Source organism: Primorskyibacter flagellatus (assembly GCF_014638275.1).
GTDB classification, from domain to species: domain Bacteria; phylum Pseudomonadota; class Alphaproteobacteria; order Rhodobacterales; family Rhodobacteraceae; genus Pseudooceanicola; species Pseudooceanicola flagellatus_A.
Map to the genome: position 1 here is coordinate 742,507 of NZ_BMFJ01000002.1, position 19,686 is coordinate 762,192.

The following is a 19,686-nucleotide window of genomic DNA, read 5'->3' on the forward strand; positions in this document are numbered from 1 at the left end:
GATGCTGACCGGATCCTGCCTCTGCGGTGCCTGCACCTTCACTGTCACCGCGCCCGCGCAGGGCGCCTCGGTCTGCCACTGCACCCAGTGCCGCAAGATGTCGGGCTATGCCTGGTCCTCTGCATGGGTAGAGGAATCCGCCATCGCGATCGCCGGTCCGGTGCGGTGGTACGACGCCTCCGTCAGGGCGAAACGCGGCTTCTGTCCGGATTGCGGCGCCTTCTTGTTCTGGAAGGCCCATGACGAAACGACGATGTCCTTCGCGCTCGGCGCGCTGGACGGTCCGACGGGGCTGCGGATCGAAAAGCACATCTTCACAGCCGACAAGGGCGACTACTACGACATCCCCGCGGACCTCCCCCAGAGGCCATGACCGAATACGCCCCGCCCGATACCCCGCTGTCCGTCATCCACGCGGATCACGAGATCCTGCTGGTGGACAAGCCCTCCGGCCTGCTGTCCGTACCGGGGAAGGGAGAACACCTTGCCGACTGCCTGCTGACCCGCGTGCAGGCCGCCTTTCCGACCGCGCTGCTGGTGCACCGGCTGGACCGCGACACCTCGGGCATCATGGTCTTTGCCCTGACACCGCATGCGCAGCGCCATCTCGGGCTGCAGTTCGAACACCGCCGTACGAAAAAGACCTACGTGGCCCGTGTCGCCGGCCGGCTTGAACCGAAGACCGGCACTGTCGACCTGCCGTTGGCGGTCGACTGGCCCAACCGGCCGCGTCAGAGGGTAGATCATGAGAACGGCCGCCCCGCGCAGACCGACTGGCGCGTCCAGCGGCATGGCGACGGAGAGACCCGCGTGCGCCTGATGCCGAAGACCGGACGCTCACATCAGTTGCGCGTGCATATGCTGGCGCTTGGCCACCCGATCCTTGGCGATCCCTTCTACGCGGAGGGTCCGGCGCGCGACCATCCCCGCCTGATGCTGCATTCGGAGGAACTGCGCCTGCTTCACCCGGACGGCGGCATGGGCCTCAGCTTCAAGGCCCCGGCCCCCTTTTAGGCGCACCGTGATCAAACTTTCAGGGGAGCTAAGGGGAAGGTCACACCGCGAAGGTGCCCCCTCAGCAGCCCTTGCGGATTTCCCGGTCCAGCAGCCCGGTCTCCACCAGCATGCAGCGGTCCCGCGCGTCGTAGTAATAGCCGCGCGCGTAGTACCCGACCGCCGCCCCTTCGTCCCCGTCCGACAGAAGCCAGGCACCGCGCAGGTACTTCACCGCCCAGGTCAGGTTGGTTTCCGCATCCAGCAACTGATGCGCGTCGCCCTGGAACCCCATGCCCCGCGCAGTCGCCGGAAGGATCTGCATCAGCCCGAAGTACGGCCCGTTGCGTGCCTCTGCCCGGTAGTCGCTTTCCCGCTGGATCACACGATGCACGAGGGACCGCGGCACCTCGTAATGGTCGGCGTACTTGTTCACCAGAACCCGCATCTCGGCGGTTTCTCCGGGGTTGAGCGGCGCGGCGCGCGACACCTCCGGTTCCGGCTTGTCGGTCATGGCGCAGGCGGACAGCAGTCCCCCGAGGCAAAAGGAAAGCAACACCCTCAGCATTCAGCTTGGCTCACATCTGTTTCACGCCAGTGTTAGGCGACAGGACAGGGTGTCCGGGCAAGTGTCACGAAAGGATATGCGCGGATATCCGCGCGACGGAAGACCCGAAGAAGAACGGGCGCAGCCGACGCCACGCCCGTTCCAGTCTTTTGCTCGGGTCTCGATCAGGCCCGGATCAGGCCGTCTTTGCGTCCCAGCCGGAGACCGCCTTGACCTCCATGAAGTCCTCCAGACCCCAGACGCCGCCTTCGCGCCCCTTGCCCGACGCCTTCATGCCGCCGAACGGAGCTCCGGCACCACGTGCCTGACCGTTCATCTCGACCATGCCGGACCGCAGGGCCAGCGCCATGCGGTTGGCCTTTTCCCCGTCCGTGGTCTGGACATAGTTCGTCAGGCCATAGGGCGTGTCGTTGGCGATCTCGATCGCCTCTTCCTCGGTGTCGAAGGGCATGATCGTCAGCACCGGGCCGAAAATTTCCTCGCGCGCGATGGTCATCTGGTTGTTGGCGTCGGCAAAGACCGTCGGCTTGACGAAGAACCCGCGGTTCAGTCCGTCCGGCCGGCCCGTGCCACCGGCGACGAGCCGCGCGCCTTCGTCGATCCCCTTCTGGATCAGCGCCTGGATTTTGTTGAACTGCACCTCGTTCACCACCGGACCGATATGCCGCCCTTCCTCATGTGCCGAACCCACGGTCACGGAATTGGCAACCGCGGCCGCCTCTTCTACCGCCGCGTCGTAGCGTTCGCGCTGCACCAGCATCCGCGAGGGCGCGTTGCAGGATTGGCCCGAGTTGTTCATCATGTGCAGCACACCGCGCTTCACCGCCTTGTCGTCGGCATCGGCGAAGATCACGTTGGCACCCTTGCCACCCAGTTCAAGATGCACCTTCTTCAGGGTCTGCGCCGCGTTCTGCGAAATCGCGATGCCTGCGCGGGTGGATCCGGTGAAGCTCACCATGTCGACGTCCTTGTGGCCGGTCAGAGCCGTTCCGACACCGGCGCCGTCGCCGTTGATCAGGTTGAAGACCCCGGCGGGGATTCCGGCCTCGTGGATCATTTCGGCAAAGAGCAGCGCGTTCAGCGGGCTCTCCTCGGACGGCTTGAGCACCATGGTGCAACCGGCGATCAGGCCGGCGATAACCTTCAGCGTTACCTGGTTCATCGGCCAGTTCCACGGCGTGATCATCGCGCAGACACCGAAGCCTTCATAGACGATGCGGGTGTTGGGCGCGTGGTCGCCGAGCGGGCGGATGAACTTGAACTCCTTCGCCGCCTTGATGAAATCCTTGGTGTGCCCGAAGCCGGCACCCCACTGCTGCGCCTTGGACATGTCGATCGGCGCGCCCATCTCCATGGAGATGGCCTTGCCCATCTCTTCCTGCTTGGTCTTGTAGATCTCCAGAAACTTCTCGACATAGGCGATCCGCTCTTCCGGAGACCGCTTCATCCAGGCCGGGAAGGCGGCCTTGGCGGCGGCCACGGCCTTGTCCACGTCGGCGGCAGAGCCGAGCGAGATCACCGCGCAGGGTTCCTCCGTCGAGGGGTCGATGACGTTGTGGTCGTTTGCGGTGACGGGATCCACCCACTCACCGTTGATGTAGAACTGGCGCTTCTCGATCATGTGTCTCTCCCAAAACTGGCTCGAAATAGGGGGCTGCTTTCCGCATTGCGGAGACCGGTCCCGCAGAATCCGCGCCACTCTGTCACCCTGCCTGCGGGCTTGCAAGGCAGGGGGGTGCAAATGGCGCTGCCGGTATCTAGATAAGGTCGGACAGAGCCCGAGCCAAACGGAGGACCCAATGGCATTGCGCATCAACGAAACCATCCCGAACCTGACGGTCGAAACCGATCAGGGCTCCTTCGCCCTGCATGACTTCGTCGGCGACAGCTGGGCGATCCTGTTCTCTCATCCCAAGGACTTCACCCCCGTCTGCACCACCGAATTCGGTGCCGTCGCGCAGCTGGCCGACGAATGGGAAAAGCGCGGCACCAAGGTCATCGGCATCTCCGTCGACGGGGTCGAGGAACACAAGCGCTGGAAGGGGGACATCGAATCCTTCGCCGGGGCCAAGGCCGGCTTCCCGATCATTGCCGACAAGGGGCTGGAGGTGGCGAAAGCCTTCGACATGCTCCCGGCCGAGGCCTACCTGCCCGACAACCCGACGCCTGCGGACTCCGCCACAGTGCGGTCGGTCTTCATCATCGGTCCGGACAAGAAGCTGAAGCTGATGATGACCTACCCCATGACGATCGGCCGCAACTTCGCCGAGGTCGTGCGCGCGCTCGACGCGCTGCAGGCGACCTACAATGTGCCGCTGGCCGCGCCTGCGAACTGGGTGCCGGGCGATGACGTCATCGTCGCGCTGTCCCTGAACGACGAGCAGGCAGAGGAAAAATACGGCACGCTCGACAAGAAACTGCCCTACCTGCGGTTCGCCAAAGCCCCGAAATAGGGCCTGACAACGGGGCGGGTGCCATGCGCCCGCCCCTGGTCCGGGGCCGGGCCATCGACAGCGCCGCGTCATCCTCGGACTTGATCCGGGGTCTCTCCCCCTACCCGAAGCAAGACCCTCGCCACCCGGCGCACCACATGCCCTCCCCCCGCAAGGGAAGGGCATGGGAGGGGGTCGTTGCCAGCGTATTCCGCGCCTCTACCCCCAGAGCCGCTCCACCCGGAACGCCTCCGGCACCCCGTCCCGCCCGTCCAGAACCAGATCGGCCATGACCTCGGCCACCTTAGGCGCCATGCCGAAACCGATCTTGAACCCGCCGTTCGCCACGAAATGCCCCGCCCGTCCCGGCCACGCGCCAAGCACCGGCGCGCGGCTGCGGGCGCGGGGGCGCACACCGGCCCAGGTTTCGACCACCTCGGCATCTCGCAGGACGGGCACAGCCGTACGCGCCGCCGAAATCACCTCAGACAGAGCCTCATCCACGCTGTCCGGCACGTCATAGTCACGCTCGCTCGTCGACCCGATGGCCACCGTTCCGTCGGCATGGGGCACGACATGCACCCCCCCGGCAAAGACCTGCGGCAGGTTCGGCGCGTCGAACTTCAGCACGGCCGCCTGTCCCTTGACCCCCGTTCCGGCCGCTCGCCCGTCTTTGGTCAGCGCGGCCAGGCCGGCGACTCCGGTGGCGTGGATCACGGCACCCTCTTCCGGACCCTCCGCGACGATCTCTCCGCCCCGCGCCCGGATCGCCCCGGCAAGCGCAAAACAGGCCTTGCGCGGATGAATGCGGGCGCTCAGCGTGTCGCGCACGAACAGGCCCGTGGGGCTGACGGGGGGGAGCGCACCGCCCTGCTCCGTAACGAACCAGACCGCCGCGCCCTGCCACAGTCCTGCTGCGGAAACCGACCGGTCCCGCGCCAGCGCGACAGCCCTGTCATCGGCCAGCGGCTGGATCCTGCCAAGTCGCGCGTAACCCGGCGAAAGCCCTGAAACAGTCTCGATTTCCTGCCACCAATCCGGCGCCATCAGCAGGCTGTCGAGCTGAAACGCCTTCTTCTCGTTCCACTGTTCGGGCACATGCGGTGCCAGCGCCCCGACCACCCCGCCCGAGGCCCCGGCGGCCACGCCGAACGGATCGATCACCCGCACCTGCGCGCCGCGCCGCTGGCACGCCCAGGCGCAGGAAAGCCCGAAGACCCCGGCTCCCCGGACCGTCACCTCTGTCCTTGTCATCCCCACGCCTCCGCTGCATGGTGCCGCCGCACCGCCTGTCCGGCGGGTTCTAGAGGATCCCTGCATGTCCGGCCAGAGTCGGGGCCAGAGCGACGGCCATCCCCTCGGCACCGCAGCCGACCTGACCTGGCGCGATGATCGCACGCCGGTATCGACACGCTTTGACGATCCCTATTTCAGTCTCGAAAACGGACTGGCCGAAACGGAATACGTCTTCCTCACCGGCAATGACCTGCCTTCCCGTTTCCGCCCCGGCTTCCATATCGCCGAGCTCGGCTTCGGCACCGGTCTCAACCTTCTCGCCGCGCTGAAACTGTGGCGCGCGGCGGGTATCGACGGTCCCCTGCGTTTCACCACGTTCGAGGCCTGGCCCATGGCCCCGGCAGACATGGTCCGCGCCCACGCCGCCTTTCCCGAGGTCGCCGCCATCGCCGCCGATCTGGCGCCCCACTGGGGCACCGCCGAAATCGCCCTGCCCGACCTGCACCTGACCATCGTCACCGGCGACGCCCGCGCCACCTTGCCGGACTGGGACGGATTGGCGGACGCATGGTTCCTCGACGGGTTCGCGCCGGCCAGGAACCCCGAACTCTGGGACCCGGCGCTGATGCAGGCGGTCTTCGACCACACTGCCCCCCAAGGCACCGCCGCCACCTATACCGCCGCCGGGCACGTCCGGCGCACGCTGGCCGGGGCCGGGTTCGACGTGACCCGTGAAACCGGCTACGGCCGCAAGAGACACATGACGAAAGCCGCAAGTCCGTGACCGAACAGAACACCCGCCTCGGCATCCTGTTGATGATCGCCACCACACTGGTCTTTGCGGCGCAGGATGGAATCTCCCGCCTGCTGGCCGCCGATTATCCGGTGCTGATGATCGTGATGATCCGCTACTGGTTCTTCTCCGCCTTCGTCATGGTTCTGGCCGCACGCAAGGCCGGGGGCATTGCCAATGCCGCGCGCACCGCACAGCCATTGGTGCAGATCGGGCGCGGGGTCCTGCTGGCCGCAGAGATTTGCGTGATGGTGGTCGCCTTCCACCGCCTTGGCCTGGTCGAAACCCACGCGGTCTTTGTGTCCTACCCGCTGCTCGTCGCCGCGCTTTCAGGCCCTATCCTTGGCGAATCCGTCGGCTGGCGGCGGTGGAGCGCCATCGGCATCGGCTTCGTCGGCGTGCTGATCGTGCTGCGCCCCGGCTTCGGCGTCTTCTCCGTCGACGCGCTGATCCCGCTCACCGCCGCGCTGATGTTTGCGGTCTACGGTCTGCTCACCCGCTACGCGTCCCGCCGCGACAGCGCCGCCACCTCCTTCTTCTGGATCGGCATCACGGGGGGCGTGCTGATGACCGCCGTCGGGATCTGGAGCTGGACGCCGATGACGCCCGAAGCCTCCGTCTGGATGGGGTGCCTCTGCCTGACGGGGGCGCTTGGCCACTACCTGCTGATCCGGGCCTACGAGGTGGCAGAGGCTTCCGCCGTGCAGCCCTTCGCCTATTTCCAGCTGATGTTCGTCGCGGTCATCGGCATGATCTTCTTCAACGAGACCGTCCGCCTGAACGTCGCGATCGGCGCAGCCATCGTGGTGGCGGCCGGCCTATTCACCCTTTGGCGGGAACGTCGCAAGCGTTGACCCGGAGAGTTCGGTGCTGAACGGCACAGGAAGCGGCGGCCGGCCCAGGCGCGCCCGGTAGATCGGCAGGCTTTCGGCCACCCGCTGCACGTAGTTCCGCGTCTCGCGGAAGGGGATATGTTCCACCCAGTCCACCGGATCGACGGTTTCGAACCGCGGATCGCCGAACAGGCCGGACCACGACACCGCCCGCGACGGTCCCGCATTATAGCCGACCGAGACGAGCATGACGTTGCCCCCGAAGTCCTCTGCAAGCTTGGCCAGATAGGCTGAGCCGAGTTTCACGTTGTAGGCCCAGTAGCCAAGCCGCCCGGTCACGTCATCCGTATCCCCGACCTGCCGCGCCATGGCCATCGCCGTTGGCGGCATCAGCTGCATCAGCCCGCGCGCCCCGACCTGGCTGGTGACGGAAGGGTCGAATTCGCTTTCCCGACGGGCAATCGCCAGCGCCATCTCCATCGACACCGGCAGGTCCATCTTCGCCATCGGATGCAGCGCGTAATAGTGCCGGGGAATGACGATGCCGCGTCCCGCCGCCTCCTTGCCCAGCATGATCTCAAGATGCGGGTCGCCCGCCTCTTCCACCATGCGCCCCAGGGACTTCAGCTCCGCATCGCTCGCGGTTTCGGCCATGTGCTTGAGAAAGCGTTCCGCGTCGAAGTCCTGCCCCGCCGCATGCAGCAGCATGACCGCCTCGCGGAGGTCGCTTCTCGCCAGCGTGGTTTCCTGCCAGGGCCGCCCCTGTTCTGTCCCGGCAAGCGATGCGTCGAAGGGCATGCCCGCCTTCTCGGCCGCGAGCAGCCCGTAGAAAGTCGTCTGCTGTTCGCCCCCCTTGCGATAGGCCTCGAGCGCGCGCGCCTGTTCGCCCATGGCCTCGAGCGCGCGACCCCGCCAGTATCCGGCCCGGCCAAGGGAAATCGGAGTCTGCACCCCTTCTTCCAGCCGGTTGAAATGGCGAAGCGCCACCTCGGGCTGTCTGAGATAGCGCAGCGCCACATAACCGGCGAGCCATTCCAGATCCGCGAAATTCCCGCCCTCGGTCAGCTGATGCGTCGAGGCCAGCTTGTAGGCCAGTTCCGCATTGCCGTTGCGCATCTCGTCGCGGGCGTAGGACCGACGGTTGTTCGCCCACTTGTCCGGAAAGCCGAGGCCCCCCGGAATCAGGCTCTGTTCCAGCAGAAGCTGCTTGGCATCGTCGTTCAGACCCTTGCGCACGCGCCAGCGGAACCGGTCATAGGCCAGCCCCGGATCCCGTCGCAGCTTTTCCGGCACCGCGTCGATCAGCGCGTTCACGTTCGCCGCATTGCCCTGCAGGCCAAGCCGTGCCTTCGCCAGCGTCACCTGTTCGGCACTGACCAGATCAAGCATCCTTTGCGTATCGCCGTCGCGGTCTTCCCAGATCGCCTGCGACAGACGCGCGGCGTGATGCGGAGTCAGCAGGTCGACGTAGCGGGCGCGGAACCGGTCATGTGCGGCGGCGTCGAGATCGAGCGTGCGCCAGGCCAGAACGACGGTCGCCTCCGCCTCTCCGGTCTGGCCGTTGTTTTCAAGCGCCTCGGCATAGCGCAGCGCGCCCGGTCCGGTGCGCGGAGTGTGGTCCCGGAAGAAGGCAATGACCTCTGCATGCGTGGCGGCGGCAAGGTTGTCCTCGTTCCGCTGGCGCAGGTAGTCGAGTCCGGGCCAGTGCCCGTGTGTCTCGAGGAACGCCAGCACCTCCGCACCCGTGCCCCGGCCCGACCGCAGGCGCAGCCATTCGACGTAGGACTCTGCCACCGGCCCGTCGCGCTCCGCCAGCGCTCGCGCCTTGGCCCAGTTGCCGTCCCGCACCGCATCCAGCGCAGAGGCCAGCGGGCGCGGCTCCATCTGTGAAATCGGGCTTTCCGTCGCGCGCACGACGGATCCCGGCGCACCAAGCGCCAAGGCCAGCCCCAGACCAAGGACCAGCCCACACCGCCGCAGGACTACTTGCATTTCTTCTGCCGAACCCGGATAGACACGGAACGACATTAGTCGAGCCCCGCACGCGCTCAAGACACAAGGGCGTCAGCGGCGGGGATCCGCAACCGGGATGGCCTCAGCCTGCCCGCCAAAAGAAAGGAGCGTGTCATGTTTCACGGGTCTCTGCCCGCCCTCGTCACGCCGTTCCAGAACGGCGAGTTGGATCTTGAGTGCCTCAAGAAACTTGTCGACTGGCATGTCGAACAGGGCTCGAACGGCCTTGTCCCCGTCGGCACCACAGGTGAATCGCCGACCCTGTCCCTGCGCGAACACGAGATCGTCGTCGAAAAGGTCGTCGAATTCGCCGCTGGCCGCATTCCGGTGATCGCAGGCGCGGGCGCCAACAACACCGCCGAGGGCATCCGCCTCATCAAGCACGCCGCTGACGTTGGCGCGGACGGGGCGCTGGTCGTCACGCCCTATTACAACAAGCCGACGCAGCGCGGTCTGATCGCGCATTTCACCGCAATGCACGACGCCTGCGACCTGCCGATCATCATCTACAACATCCCCCCGCGCTCGGTCATCGACATGACGCCCGAGACCATGGGCGAACTGGCGAAGCTGCCGCGCATCATCGGCGTCAAGGACGCGACCGCCAAGCTGGACCGCGTCGCTCTGCAGCGCATGACCTGCGGGGCGAAATTCGTGCAGCTGTCCGGCGAGGACGCCACCGCCGTCGGCTTCAATGCCATGGGCGGGGTCGGCTGCATTTCCGTGACAGCCAATGTTGCGCCGAAACTCTGCGCCGAGATGCAGGCGGCCTGCCTTGCCGGCGACTACGCGAAGGCGCTGACCTACCAGGACCGGCTGATGCCGCTGCACGAGGCGGTGTTCACGGAGCCGGGGCTGTGCGGGGTGAAGTTCGCCATGTCCGAACTGGGGCTGTGTTCGGACGAGGTCCGCCTCCCGCTGATGACGGTGACGGACGACACCAAGGACAAGCTGCGCGCCGGTCTGCGCCACGCCGGTCTGCTGAACTGATCTTTACTGACGGACAGGCGTCATCCTCCGGCCTGACCGGAGGATCTCCTGTCGTCTGTCGCGCCTTTGACCTGAGATCCTCGGGTCGAGCCCGAGGATGACTCGCGGAGGGGTGGCTGCAGAAGTGTTCGAGGGCAGCGCCCGACTTGGGGACATCCTGAGCCTGCGCATCTGCTACGGGCGGGTGCGAAACCAGACCGGATACACCGTACCCCGCCCGATACGGCCGCAAGGCGGCCCGGCCAGCGGCCGACCGCCCCACGGGCGGCCGCTTCGTCACCGAAAGCGCGACGATTGACCTGACGGCTATCACGGGACCATCAAGCGACAACCACCGCCGGTAGAGCGGCACCCCCGCGGTCGGCCCCTGCCCTCTGTCGTGCCTCACACCCCCGACGGGTTGCTCAGACCCCTGAGCAGGTCGTCCTTGGAGAGCTGTCCGATCACCGCGCCGTTCTCCGTCACGCCGATTGGCCCGTCGGACCCGATCATCCGTTCCATCTCGTCCCGGATCAGCTGGTCCGCGTCGATCGTCACGGATGGCGTCCCGGCCAGCGGCCGCATCAGATCCCGCGCCCGCAGAACGCCGAGCGGGTTCATGTGCTGCACGAATTCCTTGACGTAGTCGTTCTTCGGATCGCGGAAGATGTCCTGCGGGGTGCCCATCTGTACGATCCGCCCGCCCTCCATGATCGCGATCTTGTTGCCAAGCTTGAACGCCTCGTCCAGATCGTGGGACACGAAGATCAGCGTGCGCTTCAGCTTCTGCTGCAACTCCAGCAGTTCGTCCTGCAGCTTCGTCCGGATCAGCGGGTCCAGGGCGGAGAAGGGTTCGTCCATCAGCAGAATCGGTGCCTGCGTGACAAACGCCCGTGCCAGCCCGACGCGCTGCTGCATGCCGCCCGACAGCTCTCCGACCTTGCGCTCGGCCCAGTCCGACAGGCTGACGAGCGCCAGCTGTTCGTCGATCTTGGCGTTGGCCTCCTTCGATCCCATGCCCGCCAGTTCCAGCGGCAGGCCGACGTTTTCGCGCACTGTGCGCCAGGGCAGCAGTCCGAACTGCTGGAAGACCATGGCGATCTGGTGCATCCGCATCCGCCGCAGCGTTGCCGGATCCGCATGGGTCACATCGACCATGCCGTTTCCGTCATGCACCTTCACCGCCCCGCGCACCACCGGGTTCAGCCCGTTCACGGCGCGCAGCAGGGTCGACTTGCCCGAACCCGACAGGCCCATGAGGACGAGGATCTCCCCCTCCTCCACCTGCAGTGTGCAGTTGTGCACCCCCAGCACCTGACCCGTGGCAGACTGGATTTCCCCGCGCTCCTGCCCCTTGTCCATCAGCGGCAGCGCCCGGTCCGGGTCCTGCCCGAACACGATGGAGACGTTGTCTATGTCGACGGCGACGGTCATTTGCGGCCTCCCACGTTCAGGATGCGGTCCAGCATGATGGCGACCACGACGATAACGAAACCGGATTCGAACCCGAGCGCCGTGTTCACCTGGTTGAGTGCGCGCACCACCGGCACGCCCAGCCCGTTCGCCCCGACCAGCGCGGCGACCACCACCATGGACAGGGACAGCATGATCGTCTGGTTCAGTCCGGCCATGATCTGCGGCAGCGCATAGGGCAGTTCCACCTTGTAGAGCGTCTGGCGCGGGGTCGCGCCAAAGGCCCGCGCGGCCTCGAGCAGCGCCTGCGGGGTCGAGGACACCCCAAGATGCGTCATCCGGATCGGCGCCGGAATCACGAAGATCACCGTGGCGATCAGGCCCGGCACCATGCCGATGCCGAAGAACACGATGGCCGGGATCAGGTAGACGAAGGTCGGCAGCGTCTGCATCAGGTCCAGGATCGGACGGATATAGGCATAGGCCTTGGGCCGGTGCGCGGTGAAGATGCCGATCGGCACCCCGATCGCCATGCAGACAACGCAGGCCGACAGCACCAGCGTCAGGCTCTGCGTGGTTTCCTTCCAGTACCCCTGGTTGAGGATGAACAGAAAGCCGAGCGCGACGAAGGCGCAGACCTTCCAGTTCCGCTGGATCAGCCAGGTCAGACCGACGAAAACGGCGACCACGATCAGCGGGTGCGGGGTCTGGAGCACCCAGAGAATCCCCTCGATCAACGTCTCCATCACCACGGAGAGGAAGTTCAGGAACCACTCCCCGTTGTCGCGCACCCACTCGAAGATGGCCGATGCCACCTTGCCGACAGGTATCTTGTTATCCGTGAGCCATTCCACTGGCCATTCCCCCGTAGCCTGGACCCTCTTCAAGGGGTCTCGATACGCATTTGCCCCCGTGTCAGGGACGGAAACGGAAACCCCGCCGGCCTTTCGGCGGCGGGGTTCCTGTCAGGCTCAGAGCCCGAGCTTTTCTTTCACCGCGGCCGCGCCGTCACCGCCATCCGCGGTGGTCACACCGTCGACCCAGGCCATGACGGCATCCGGGTTGGCCTTGATCCATTCCATCGTGGCCTTGTCCGGATCCGCGCCGTCGTCGAGGATCTGCCCCATGATCCCGTTCTCCATCTCGAGCGTGAAGGACATCTGGCCGAACAGCTTGCCGAGGTTCGGGCATTCTTCCGCGAACCCCTTGCGGGTCACGGTATGAACGGTGCCTTCGCCGCCGAAGAAATCCTCGCCCCCGGTCAGGTACTTGAGCGAGAAGTTGGCGTTCATCGGATGCGGTTCCCAGCCGAGGAAGACGACGGGTTCCTCTTTCTTGTAGATCCGCGCGACCTGCGCCAGCATCCCCTGTTCAGAAGATTCAACAACCTCGAACCCGGCGAGATCGAACTTGTTCTCCTCGGTCAGCGAAACGAGGTAGGCGTTGCCTTCGTTGCCCGGCTCGATCCCGTAGATCTTCGAATCCAGCTCATCCTTGAATTTGTGGATGTCGGCATAGGTCTTGAGCCCTGCCTCGTAGGCGTAGGTCGGAACCGCCAGCGTGTACTTGGTGCCTTCGAGGTTGGTCGCCAGCGTCTCGATCTCGCCGGACTCCAAGTACGGCCCGATCGCGCCGGACTGCGCCGGCATCCAGTTGCCGAGGAACACGTCCACGTCGTCCGATTCCAGCGAAGCGAAGGTCACCGGCACGGACAGGATCTTCACGTCCACTTCGTAGCCGAGCGCCTCGAGCACATGCTTCGCGGCAGAGGTCGTCGTGGTGATGTCGGTCCAGCCCACATCGGACATCGCGACCGACCCGCAATCCGCCTGCGCGGCGGTGGCAAGGCCAAGGGCCAGTGCGGAAACAGTTGTCAGAAATCGCATGATTACTCCCCTTCAGTTTTGTTGGCAGGTTTTTTGATTGACCAGTCAATCAGTCCACGGCTACCAGATTATTGCAACCTTTTTCTACGCCAGGGGGCGCGGCATGGCCACAATGTCCGATAGAAGGCAGCAGCTTGTCGAAGCTGCCATTCACGAGATCGGCACAACCGGGTCCCTGAACGTGACCGTGGGCCAGATCGCCAAGCGGGCCGGGGTTTCCGCCGCCCTGGCCTTCCATTACTTCGGCGACAAGGACCGGCTGTTCCTGTCCGCCATGCGCTATGTCCTCACGATCTATGGCGCGGAAGTGAGGGGCGCGCTGGCCGCCGCCACGGACCCCCGCGCCCGGATCGACGGCGTGATTCGCGCCAACTTCAGCGCGACCAACTTCCGGGGCGAGATCATTTCCGCCTGGCTCAACTTCTATGTGCTTGCGCAGCGCTCGGACGAAGCGCGGCGGCTGCTCTCGGTCTATCACCGGCGGTTGCAATCGAACCTGACCCACGACCTGCGCCAGATCGCCGGCGACCGGGCGCCCGCCATCGCCGAACGCATCGGCGGCATGATCGACGGCTTCTACCTGCGCTACGCTCTCTATCCCGGCCAGACCAACGGCAAGCGCGCCGCCGCCCAGGTGCTGACCGCACTCGACACCGAACTGAAAGCCCTGTCATGACCCAGCCCAATATCCTCATCCTGATGGTCGACCAGCTGAACGGGACGCTCTTCCCCGACGGCCCGGCAGACTGGCTTCACGCCCCGAACCTCAAGAAGCTGGCCGCGCGGTCGGCCCGGTTCAGTCACTGTTACACGGCGTCGCCGCTCTGCGCGCCCGGTCGGGCGTCCTTCATGTCGGGCCAGCTCCCCTCCGTCACCGGGGTCTACGACAACGCGGCCGAATTCCCTTCCGACCTGCCCACCTACGCGCACCACCTGCGCCGCGCGGGATACCAGACCTGCCTGTCGGGCAAGATGCATTTCGTCGGCCCCGACCAGATGCACGGGTTTGAAGAACGACTGACCACCGACATCTACCCCGCCGACTTCGGCTGGACCCCGGACTACCGCAAGCCGGGTGAGCGCATCGACTGGTGGTATCACAACATGGGGTCCGTCACCGGCGCGGGCGTGGCCGAGATCACCAACCAGATGGAATACGATGACGAGGTCGCCTATCACGCCACCCGCAAGCTCTACGATCTGGCGCGCGGTCACGACAAACGCCCCTGGTGCCTGACCGTCAGCTTCACCCACCCCCACGACCCCTACGTCGCCCGTAAGGAATTCTGGGACCTCTACGAGGACTGTGACCACCTGCTGCCGACGATGCCGGCGATCCCCTACGAGGATCAGGATCCCCATTCGAAACGCATCTTCGATGCCAACGACTGGCGCAATTTCGACATCACCGAAGAAGACATCCGCAAGTCCCGCCGCGCCTACTTCGCCAACATCACCTATCTCGACAGCAAGGTCGGAGAGATCCTCGACGTGCTCGAGCGCACCCGGCAGGACGCCGCGATCCTCTTTGTCTCCGATCACGGAGACATGCTGGGTGAGCGGGGTCTGTGGTTCAAGATGAACTTCTACGAAGGCTCGGCCCGCGTGCCGATGATGCTGTCGGCCCCAGGCATTGCCCCCGGTCTGGTCGCTGACCCCGTCTCCAACATCGACGTCTGCCCGACGCTCTGTGGGCTCGCCGGGATCTCCATGGACGAGGTCGCGCCCTGGACAGCCGGAGAGTCCGTCATCCCCTTCGCAAACGGCACCCCGCGCGAAACGCCTGTGCGGATGGAATACGCGGCGGAGGCCTCTTACGCCCCGATGGTTTCCCTTGTTCAGGGCCGCATGAAGTTCAACCGCTGTACGCTCGACCCCGACCAGTTGTTCGACCTCGACGCCGATCCGCATGAGCTGACGAATCTCGCCGCCGATCCGGCCCATGCCGACACGCTGGCCCAATTCGCGGCCATGGCAGACCACCACTGGGACCTCGCGCGCTTCGACGCGGATGTACGCAAATCCCAGGCCCGCCGCTGGATCGTCTACGAAGCCCTGCGCAACGGATCCTACTATCCGTGGGAGTTCCAGCCGCTCCAGAAAGCCTCCGAACGCTACATGCGCAACCACATGGACCTGAACGTGGTCGAGGAAAACCAGCGGTTCCCGCGCGGAGAATGACATGACCTATCCCACTCAGCCAACCGCCAGCCACTACATCAACGGCCAGTATGTCGAGGACACGGCCGGCGCGGAGATCCCGGTGATCTACCCCGCAACCGGAGAGGTCATCGCCACGGTTCACGCCGGAACAGAGACTGTCGTCGACAAGGCCCTTGCCGCCGCGAAGGCCGCGCAACCCGCCTGGGCCGCCATGACCGGGCGCGAACGGGGCCGCATCCTGACCCGCGCCGCCCAGATCATCCGCGAACGCAATTACGACCTTTCCGTGCTGGAAACCTGGGACACCGGAAAGCCCCTGCAGGAAACCCTTGTCGCTGACGCCACATCCGCCGCCGATGCGCTGGAATATTTCGGCGGTCTGGCGGGCAGCCTGACCGGGGAACACATCCCCCTGGGCGAAAACTGGGCCTATACGGTGCGCGAGGCGCTTGGCGTCTGCGTCGGTATCGGCGCCTGGAACTACCCGACCCAGATCGCCTGCTGGAAGGCCTCCCCCGCGCTCGCCTGCGGCAATACGATGGTCTTCAAGCCGTCCGAGACGACCCCCCTCTGCGCCCTGAAGATCGCGGAAATCCTCACGGAGGCCGGAGCCCCCCCGGGCGTCTTCAACGTGGTGCAGGGCATGGGCGAGACCGGCGCGCAACTGGTCACCGATCCGCGCGTCGCCAAGGTGTCGCTCACCGGCTCCGTCCCGACCGGAAAGCGGGTCTATTCCGCCGCGGCGAGCCACATGAAGCACGTCACGATGGAGCTGGGCGGCAAGTCCCCCCTGATCGTTTTCGAGGACGCCGACATCGACAACGCGGTCGGCGGCGCGATCCTCGGCAACTTCTATTCCTCGGGTCAGGTCTGTTCGAACGGGACGCGGGTCTTCGTGCATTCGGCGATCAAGGAGCAGTTCCTCACCCGCCTCGCCGAACGACTGAAAGGCGCGGTAATCGGCGACCCGATGGACGAGGCGACCTCTTTCGGGCCCATGGTGTCCGAGCGGCAGTTGGAGATCGTGCTCGGCTACATCGCCAAGGGCAAGGCGGAGGGTGCGCGGCTCATCACCGGCGGAAACAGGCTCGAAACCGGGGGATTCTTCATCGAACCGACCGTTTTCGCCGATGTGACCGACGAGATGACAATTGCGCGGGAAGAGATCTTCGGCCCCGTCATGGCGGTGCTCGACTTCACCGACGAGGACGAGGTGATCGAGCGCGCCAACGCCACCGACTTCGGCCTCTCCGCCGGCGTCTTCACCCGCGACCTGTCCCGCGCGCACCGCGTGATCGGAAAACTTCAGGCCGGCGCCTGCTTCATCAACTCTTACAACGACGCACCCGTAGAGGCACCGTTCGGCGGCGTGAAGGCCTCTGGCGTGGGCCGCGAAAATGCGAAGGCGGCGATCGAACACTACAGCCAGTTGAAAACGGTTTTCGTCCGGATGGGCGATGTGGAGGCACCCTACTGATGCTGACGATCTACGGTCGCGCGAATTCCTCCAACGTTTCGGTCGCCATGTGGGCCATCGGAGAGCTTGGCCTGCCGCACCGGCGCCTGGACTACGGGCGGGGCTATGCCACGACGCATACGCCGGACTATCTGGCGATGAACCCGACCGGACTGGTGCCGACGCTGGATGACGGCGGGGTCGTGCTGTTCGAAAGCGGTGCGATTCTCCGTTATTTAGGGTCGAAATACGGCGACGCCACCTTCTGGCCCACTGACCCCGCGATCCGTGGCCCTCTCGACAGCTGGGCCGAATGGGGCAAGAACGCTTTCGTCGCCGGCGCGGCCGAGATCTTTTACGAGGTTGTCCGCCGAAAGCCCGAAAACAAGTCGCCCGAAGGGATGCGCCGCGCCGTCGCCGCCGTGACCCCGCTGGCCACCATGTTGAACGCACGCCTGACCAGCCGCACCTGGATCGGGGGAGAGGACTTCACCTTCGCGGATGTTGCGGTCGGCCATCAGCTCTACCGCTATTTCACCATATCCTGGGACCGCCCCGACCTGCCCGCGCTGGCCGCCTATTACGACCGTCTGACCGGACGCCCGGCGTTTCGCGAGCATGTCATGGTGTCCTACGACGCCCATTGGAACACCATGTGATGCAGGCAGACTACGTCATCGTCGGCGCCGGGTCGGCCGGCTGCGCCATGGCCTACCGGCTGGCGGAGGCCGGGCGCTCCGTTCTGGTGATCGAGCATGGCGGGACCGACGCGGGCCCCTTCATCCAGATGCCGGGGGCGCTGTCCTACCCGATGAACATGCGCCGCTATGACTGGGGCTATCAGACCGAGCCCGAGCCGCACCTGGGCGGACGGGTCCTTGCCACCCCGCGCGGGAAGGTGATCGGCGGATCCTCCTCCATCAACGGCATGATCTACGTGCGCGGCCACGCCCGCGATTTCGACACCTGGGCCGAGATGGGCGCGGATGGCTGGGGCTACGCCGACGTCCTGCCCTATTACAAGCGGCTGGAGGACTGGCACGACGGGGGGCACGGCGGCGTTGCGTCGTGGCGGGGCCGGGGCGGTCCCCTTCACGTGACACGCGGCAGCCGGGTCAACCCCCTCACCCGCGCTTTCGTCGAGGCCGGGCGCCAGGCGGGCTATCCGGTGACCGGCGATTACAACGGTGAGCAGCAGGAAGGCTTCGGCCCCTTCGACATGACCGTGTGGAAAGGGCAGCGCTGGTCGGCGGCGAATGCCTACCTGAAACCGGCTCTGAAACGGGAAAATTGTGACCTGATCCGCGCCTTCGCCCGCCGCGTCGTGATCGAGGAGGGGCGCGCGGTCGGCGTGGAAATCTCGCGCGGGGGTCGTATCGAAACCATCCGGGCGGAGCGCGAGGTGATCCTCGCCGCCTCCTCGCTCAACTCGCCCAAGCTGCTGATGCTGTCGGGTGTCGGACCCGCCGCGCATCTGGCGGAACACGGCATCCCGGTCGTCGCCGACCGCGCAGGTGTCGGCCAGAACCTCCAGGACCATCTGGAGCTGTACATCCAGGCCGCCGCTTCCCGGCCCGTCAGTCTCTATTCCTACTGGAACCTGTTCGGAAAGGCCTATGTCGGCGCGCGCTGGCTGCTGACCCGAACCGGCCCGGGCGCATCGAACCAGTTCGAAAGCGCGGCCTTCATCCGGTCTGCCGCCGGGGTCGATTATCCTGACATCCAGTATCATTTCCTGCCGATCGCGATCCGCTACGACGGCAAGGCCAGTGCGGAGGGCCACGGTTTCCAGGCCCACACCGGCCCGATGCGCAGCCCCTCGCGCGGGTCGGTCACGCTGCGCTCCGCCAATCCGGAGGACGCGCCGGTGATCCGGTTCAACTACATGGCGCACGAAAAGGACTGGGCCGATTTCCGTACCGCCATCCGCCTGACGCGCGAGATCTTCGCGCAGAAGGCCTTCGCGCCGTTCTACAAGCATGAAATCCAGCCGGGGAAGGACGTGCGGACGGATGATGAGCTGAACGGCTTCATCCGCGAACACGTCGAATCCGCCTATCACCCCTGCGGTACAGCGAAGATGGGCCGCCGCACCGATCCGCACGCCGTGGTCGATCCGGAGGCGCGGGTGATCGGCGTCGACAACCTCCGCCTCGCCGACAGTTCGGTGTTTCCGCAGATCACCAACGGCAACCTCAACGCGCCCTCGATCATGGTCGGAGAGAAAGCCGCCGATCACATCCTTGGCCGCGCGCCGCTGCCGCCGGAAAACTCGGAACCCTGGATCCATCCGGACTGGCGCGGATCCCAGAGATAGGACGGGGGGCTGTCTGCCCCCCGGCTGTCTTTCAGACAGCGCCCCCCGAGGATATTTCGGGCAAGGCGAAACTCAGGGGTAGACGGTTATCACCGTGCCATCGCGGACCATCGCATAGATGTCTTCCATCTCGCGGTTCTTCACCGCGATGCAGCCGGCGGTCCAGTCCCGCTTGCTGACCTTCTTGAACCGGTTGGGTTCGCCGTGGATGAAGATGTCACCGCCCGCCCGTTTTCCCTGTGACGCCGCAAAGGCCACGTCGTTCACATTCGGATAGTTCATTCCGACGGAGAGGTGGAATTCGCTGTTCGGATTGCGCCGGTCGATCCGGTAGGTGCCTTCCGGAGTCTTGCCGTCCCCTTCGAACTGCTTGTGCCCGACCGGGGTGAAACCGAGGTCGATGTTGTAGCTTTCCAGCACCTTGTTGTGGTGCATGAGATACATCTTGCGGTCGGCCTTGTAGACGACGATCTGCGTCACCTCTGGCCCGCGGTAGGTCTTGAATTTTGTCGGAGCACAGGCCGAAAGGCCAAGCCCCAGTGCGATCACCAGGATCAGGGAAAGAAAACGCATCACTGCCGCCCACTTGTTTTTTCGGGAGATATACCCGATTT

The 19,686-nt window shown here is 65.5% G+C and carries 19 protein-coding genes; 11 read left to right on the forward strand and 8 right to left on the reverse strand.

Translation table 11 applies throughout. From position 1 onward, the window contains the following. The first annotated feature begins 1 nt into the window (after position 1). Entirely contained in the window at positions 2-373 is a 372-nt protein-coding gene (locus IEV87_RS17950; protein ID WP_188479184.1) for a GFA family protein, read from the forward strand. Further along, entirely contained in the window at positions 370-1,014 is a 645-nt protein-coding gene (locus tag IEV87_RS17955) for a pseudouridine synthase (RefSeq protein WP_188479185.1), read from the forward strand. Before IEV87_RS17950 ends, IEV87_RS17955 begins: the two co-directional genes overlap by 4 nt. 61 nt (positions 1,015-1,075) lie before the next feature. Here IEV87_RS17955 and IEV87_RS17960 read toward each other — a convergent pair whose 3' ends face one another. Then, entirely contained in the window at positions 1,076-1,561 is a 486-nt protein-coding gene (locus tag IEV87_RS17960; protein WP_188479186.1) for a lytic transglycosylase domain-containing protein, read from the reverse strand. A 175-nt stretch (positions 1,562-1,736) separates the two neighbouring features. Beyond that, a complete protein-coding gene (locus IEV87_RS17965) occupies positions 1,737-3,182 on the reverse strand; it encodes an aldehyde dehydrogenase family protein (RefSeq protein WP_188479187.1) in 1,446 nt (481 codons plus the stop codon). Positions 3,183-3,360: 178 nt separating this feature from the next. Here IEV87_RS17965 and IEV87_RS17970 point away from each other — a divergent pair, with 178 nt between their 5' ends. Continuing rightward, on the forward strand, positions 3,361-4,014 hold the full coding sequence (locus IEV87_RS17970) for a peroxiredoxin (protein WP_188479188.1): 654 nt from the start codon (positions 3,361-3,363) through the stop codon (positions 4,012-4,014). A 198-nt stretch (positions 4,015-4,212) separates the two neighbouring features. On the opposite strand, the gene IEV87_RS17975 is transcribed toward IEV87_RS17970, so the two are convergent. Beyond that, positions 4,213-5,247, reverse strand: coding sequence for an NAD(P)/FAD-dependent oxidoreductase (locus IEV87_RS17975; RefSeq protein ID WP_188479189.1), 1,035 nt, complete (start codon positions 5,245-5,247; stop codon positions 4,213-4,215). 64 nt (positions 5,248-5,311) lie between these two features. On the opposite strand from IEV87_RS17975, the gene mnmD reads away from it, so the two are divergent. Continuing rightward, positions 5,312-6,013: a tRNA (5-methylaminomethyl-2-thiouridine)(34)-methyltransferase MnmD gene (gene mnmD / locus IEV87_RS17980; protein ID WP_188479190.1), complete on the forward strand. Its 702-nt coding sequence runs from the start codon at positions 5,312-5,314 to the stop codon at positions 6,011-6,013. Continuing rightward, a complete protein-coding gene (locus IEV87_RS17985; protein ID WP_188479191.1) occupies positions 6,010-6,876 on the forward strand; it encodes a DMT family transporter in 867 nt (288 codons plus the stop codon). The genes mnmD and IEV87_RS17985 overlap by 4 nt, the downstream gene beginning before the upstream one ends. Here IEV87_RS17985 and IEV87_RS17990 read toward each other — a convergent pair. Beyond that, positions 6,841-8,847, reverse strand: coding sequence for a transglycosylase SLT domain-containing protein (locus IEV87_RS17990; RefSeq protein WP_188479192.1), 2,007 nt, complete (start codon positions 8,845-8,847; stop codon positions 6,841-6,843). The genes IEV87_RS17985 and IEV87_RS17990 overlap by 36 nt on opposite strands. A 135-nt stretch (positions 8,848-8,982) precedes the next feature. Between IEV87_RS17990 and dapA the strand changes: the two genes are divergently transcribed. After that, positions 8,983-9,858, forward strand: coding sequence for a 4-hydroxy-tetrahydrodipicolinate synthase (gene dapA / locus IEV87_RS17995; RefSeq protein ID WP_188479193.1), 876 nt, complete (start codon positions 8,983-8,985; stop codon positions 9,856-9,858). Positions 9,859-10,242: 384 nt separating this feature from the next. Here dapA and choV read toward each other — a convergent pair whose 3' ends face one another. From choV to choX, 3 genes are all read right to left on the reverse strand, one after another. Further along, positions 10,243-11,271: a choline ABC transporter ATP-binding protein gene (gene choV, locus IEV87_RS18000; protein ID WP_188479194.1), complete on the reverse strand. Its 1,029-nt coding sequence runs from the start codon at positions 11,269-11,271 to the stop codon at positions 10,243-10,245. Continuing rightward, a complete protein-coding gene (choW, locus tag IEV87_RS18005) occupies positions 11,268-12,104 on the reverse strand; it encodes a choline ABC transporter permease subunit (protein WP_188479195.1) in 837 nt (278 codons plus the stop codon). The genes choV and choW overlap by 4 nt, the downstream gene beginning before the upstream one ends. A gap of 117 nt (positions 12,105-12,221) precedes the next feature. Next, positions 12,222-13,136: a choline ABC transporter substrate-binding protein gene (gene choX / locus IEV87_RS18010; RefSeq protein WP_188479196.1), complete on the reverse strand. Its 915-nt coding sequence runs from the start codon at positions 13,134-13,136 to the stop codon at positions 12,222-12,224. Between the two features lie 103 nt (positions 13,137-13,239). On the opposite strand from choX, the gene betI reads away from it, so the two are divergent. Genes betI through betA form a run of 5 tightly spaced genes read left to right on the forward strand, consistent with a single transcriptional unit; the run spans position 13,240 to position 19,072 of the window. Beyond that, positions 13,240-13,812 carry a choline-binding transcriptional repressor BetI gene (betI, locus tag IEV87_RS18015; protein WP_188479197.1) on the forward strand — a complete coding sequence of 191 codons (573 nt, stop codon included), beginning with the start codon at positions 13,240-13,242 and terminating at the stop codon, positions 13,810-13,812. Further along, positions 13,809-15,317, forward strand: coding sequence for a choline-sulfatase (betC, locus tag IEV87_RS18020; protein WP_188479198.1), 1,509 nt, complete (start codon positions 13,809-13,811; stop codon positions 15,315-15,317). The genes betI and betC overlap by 4 nt, the downstream gene beginning before the upstream one ends. 1 nt (position 15,318) lies before the next feature. Continuing rightward, complete coding sequence (gene betB, locus IEV87_RS18025; RefSeq protein ID WP_188479199.1) at positions 15,319-16,776, forward strand: betaine-aldehyde dehydrogenase; 1,458 nt, start codon at positions 15,319-15,321, stop codon at positions 16,774-16,776. Beyond that, on the forward strand, positions 16,776-17,414 hold the full coding sequence (locus IEV87_RS18030) for a glutathione S-transferase family protein (protein ID WP_188479200.1): 639 nt from the start codon (positions 16,776-16,778) through the stop codon (positions 17,412-17,414). Before betB ends, IEV87_RS18030 begins: the two co-directional genes overlap by 1 nt. Beyond that, on the forward strand, positions 17,414-19,072 hold the full coding sequence (gene betA, locus IEV87_RS18035) for a choline dehydrogenase (protein ID WP_229737696.1): 1,659 nt from the start codon (positions 17,414-17,416) through the stop codon (positions 19,070-19,072). The genes IEV87_RS18030 and betA overlap by 1 nt, the downstream gene beginning before the upstream one ends. A gap of 72 nt (positions 19,073-19,144) precedes the next feature. Here the strand turns inward: betA and IEV87_RS18040 are convergent, their stop codons facing one another. Continuing rightward, the gene (locus IEV87_RS18040; RefSeq protein WP_188479201.1) at positions 19,145-19,645 is read right to left on the reverse strand and encodes a L,D-transpeptidase family protein; all 501 of its coding nucleotides are present in this window, start codon (positions 19,643-19,645) and stop codon (positions 19,145-19,147) included. Between the last annotated feature and the right edge of the window lie 41 nt (positions 19,646-19,686).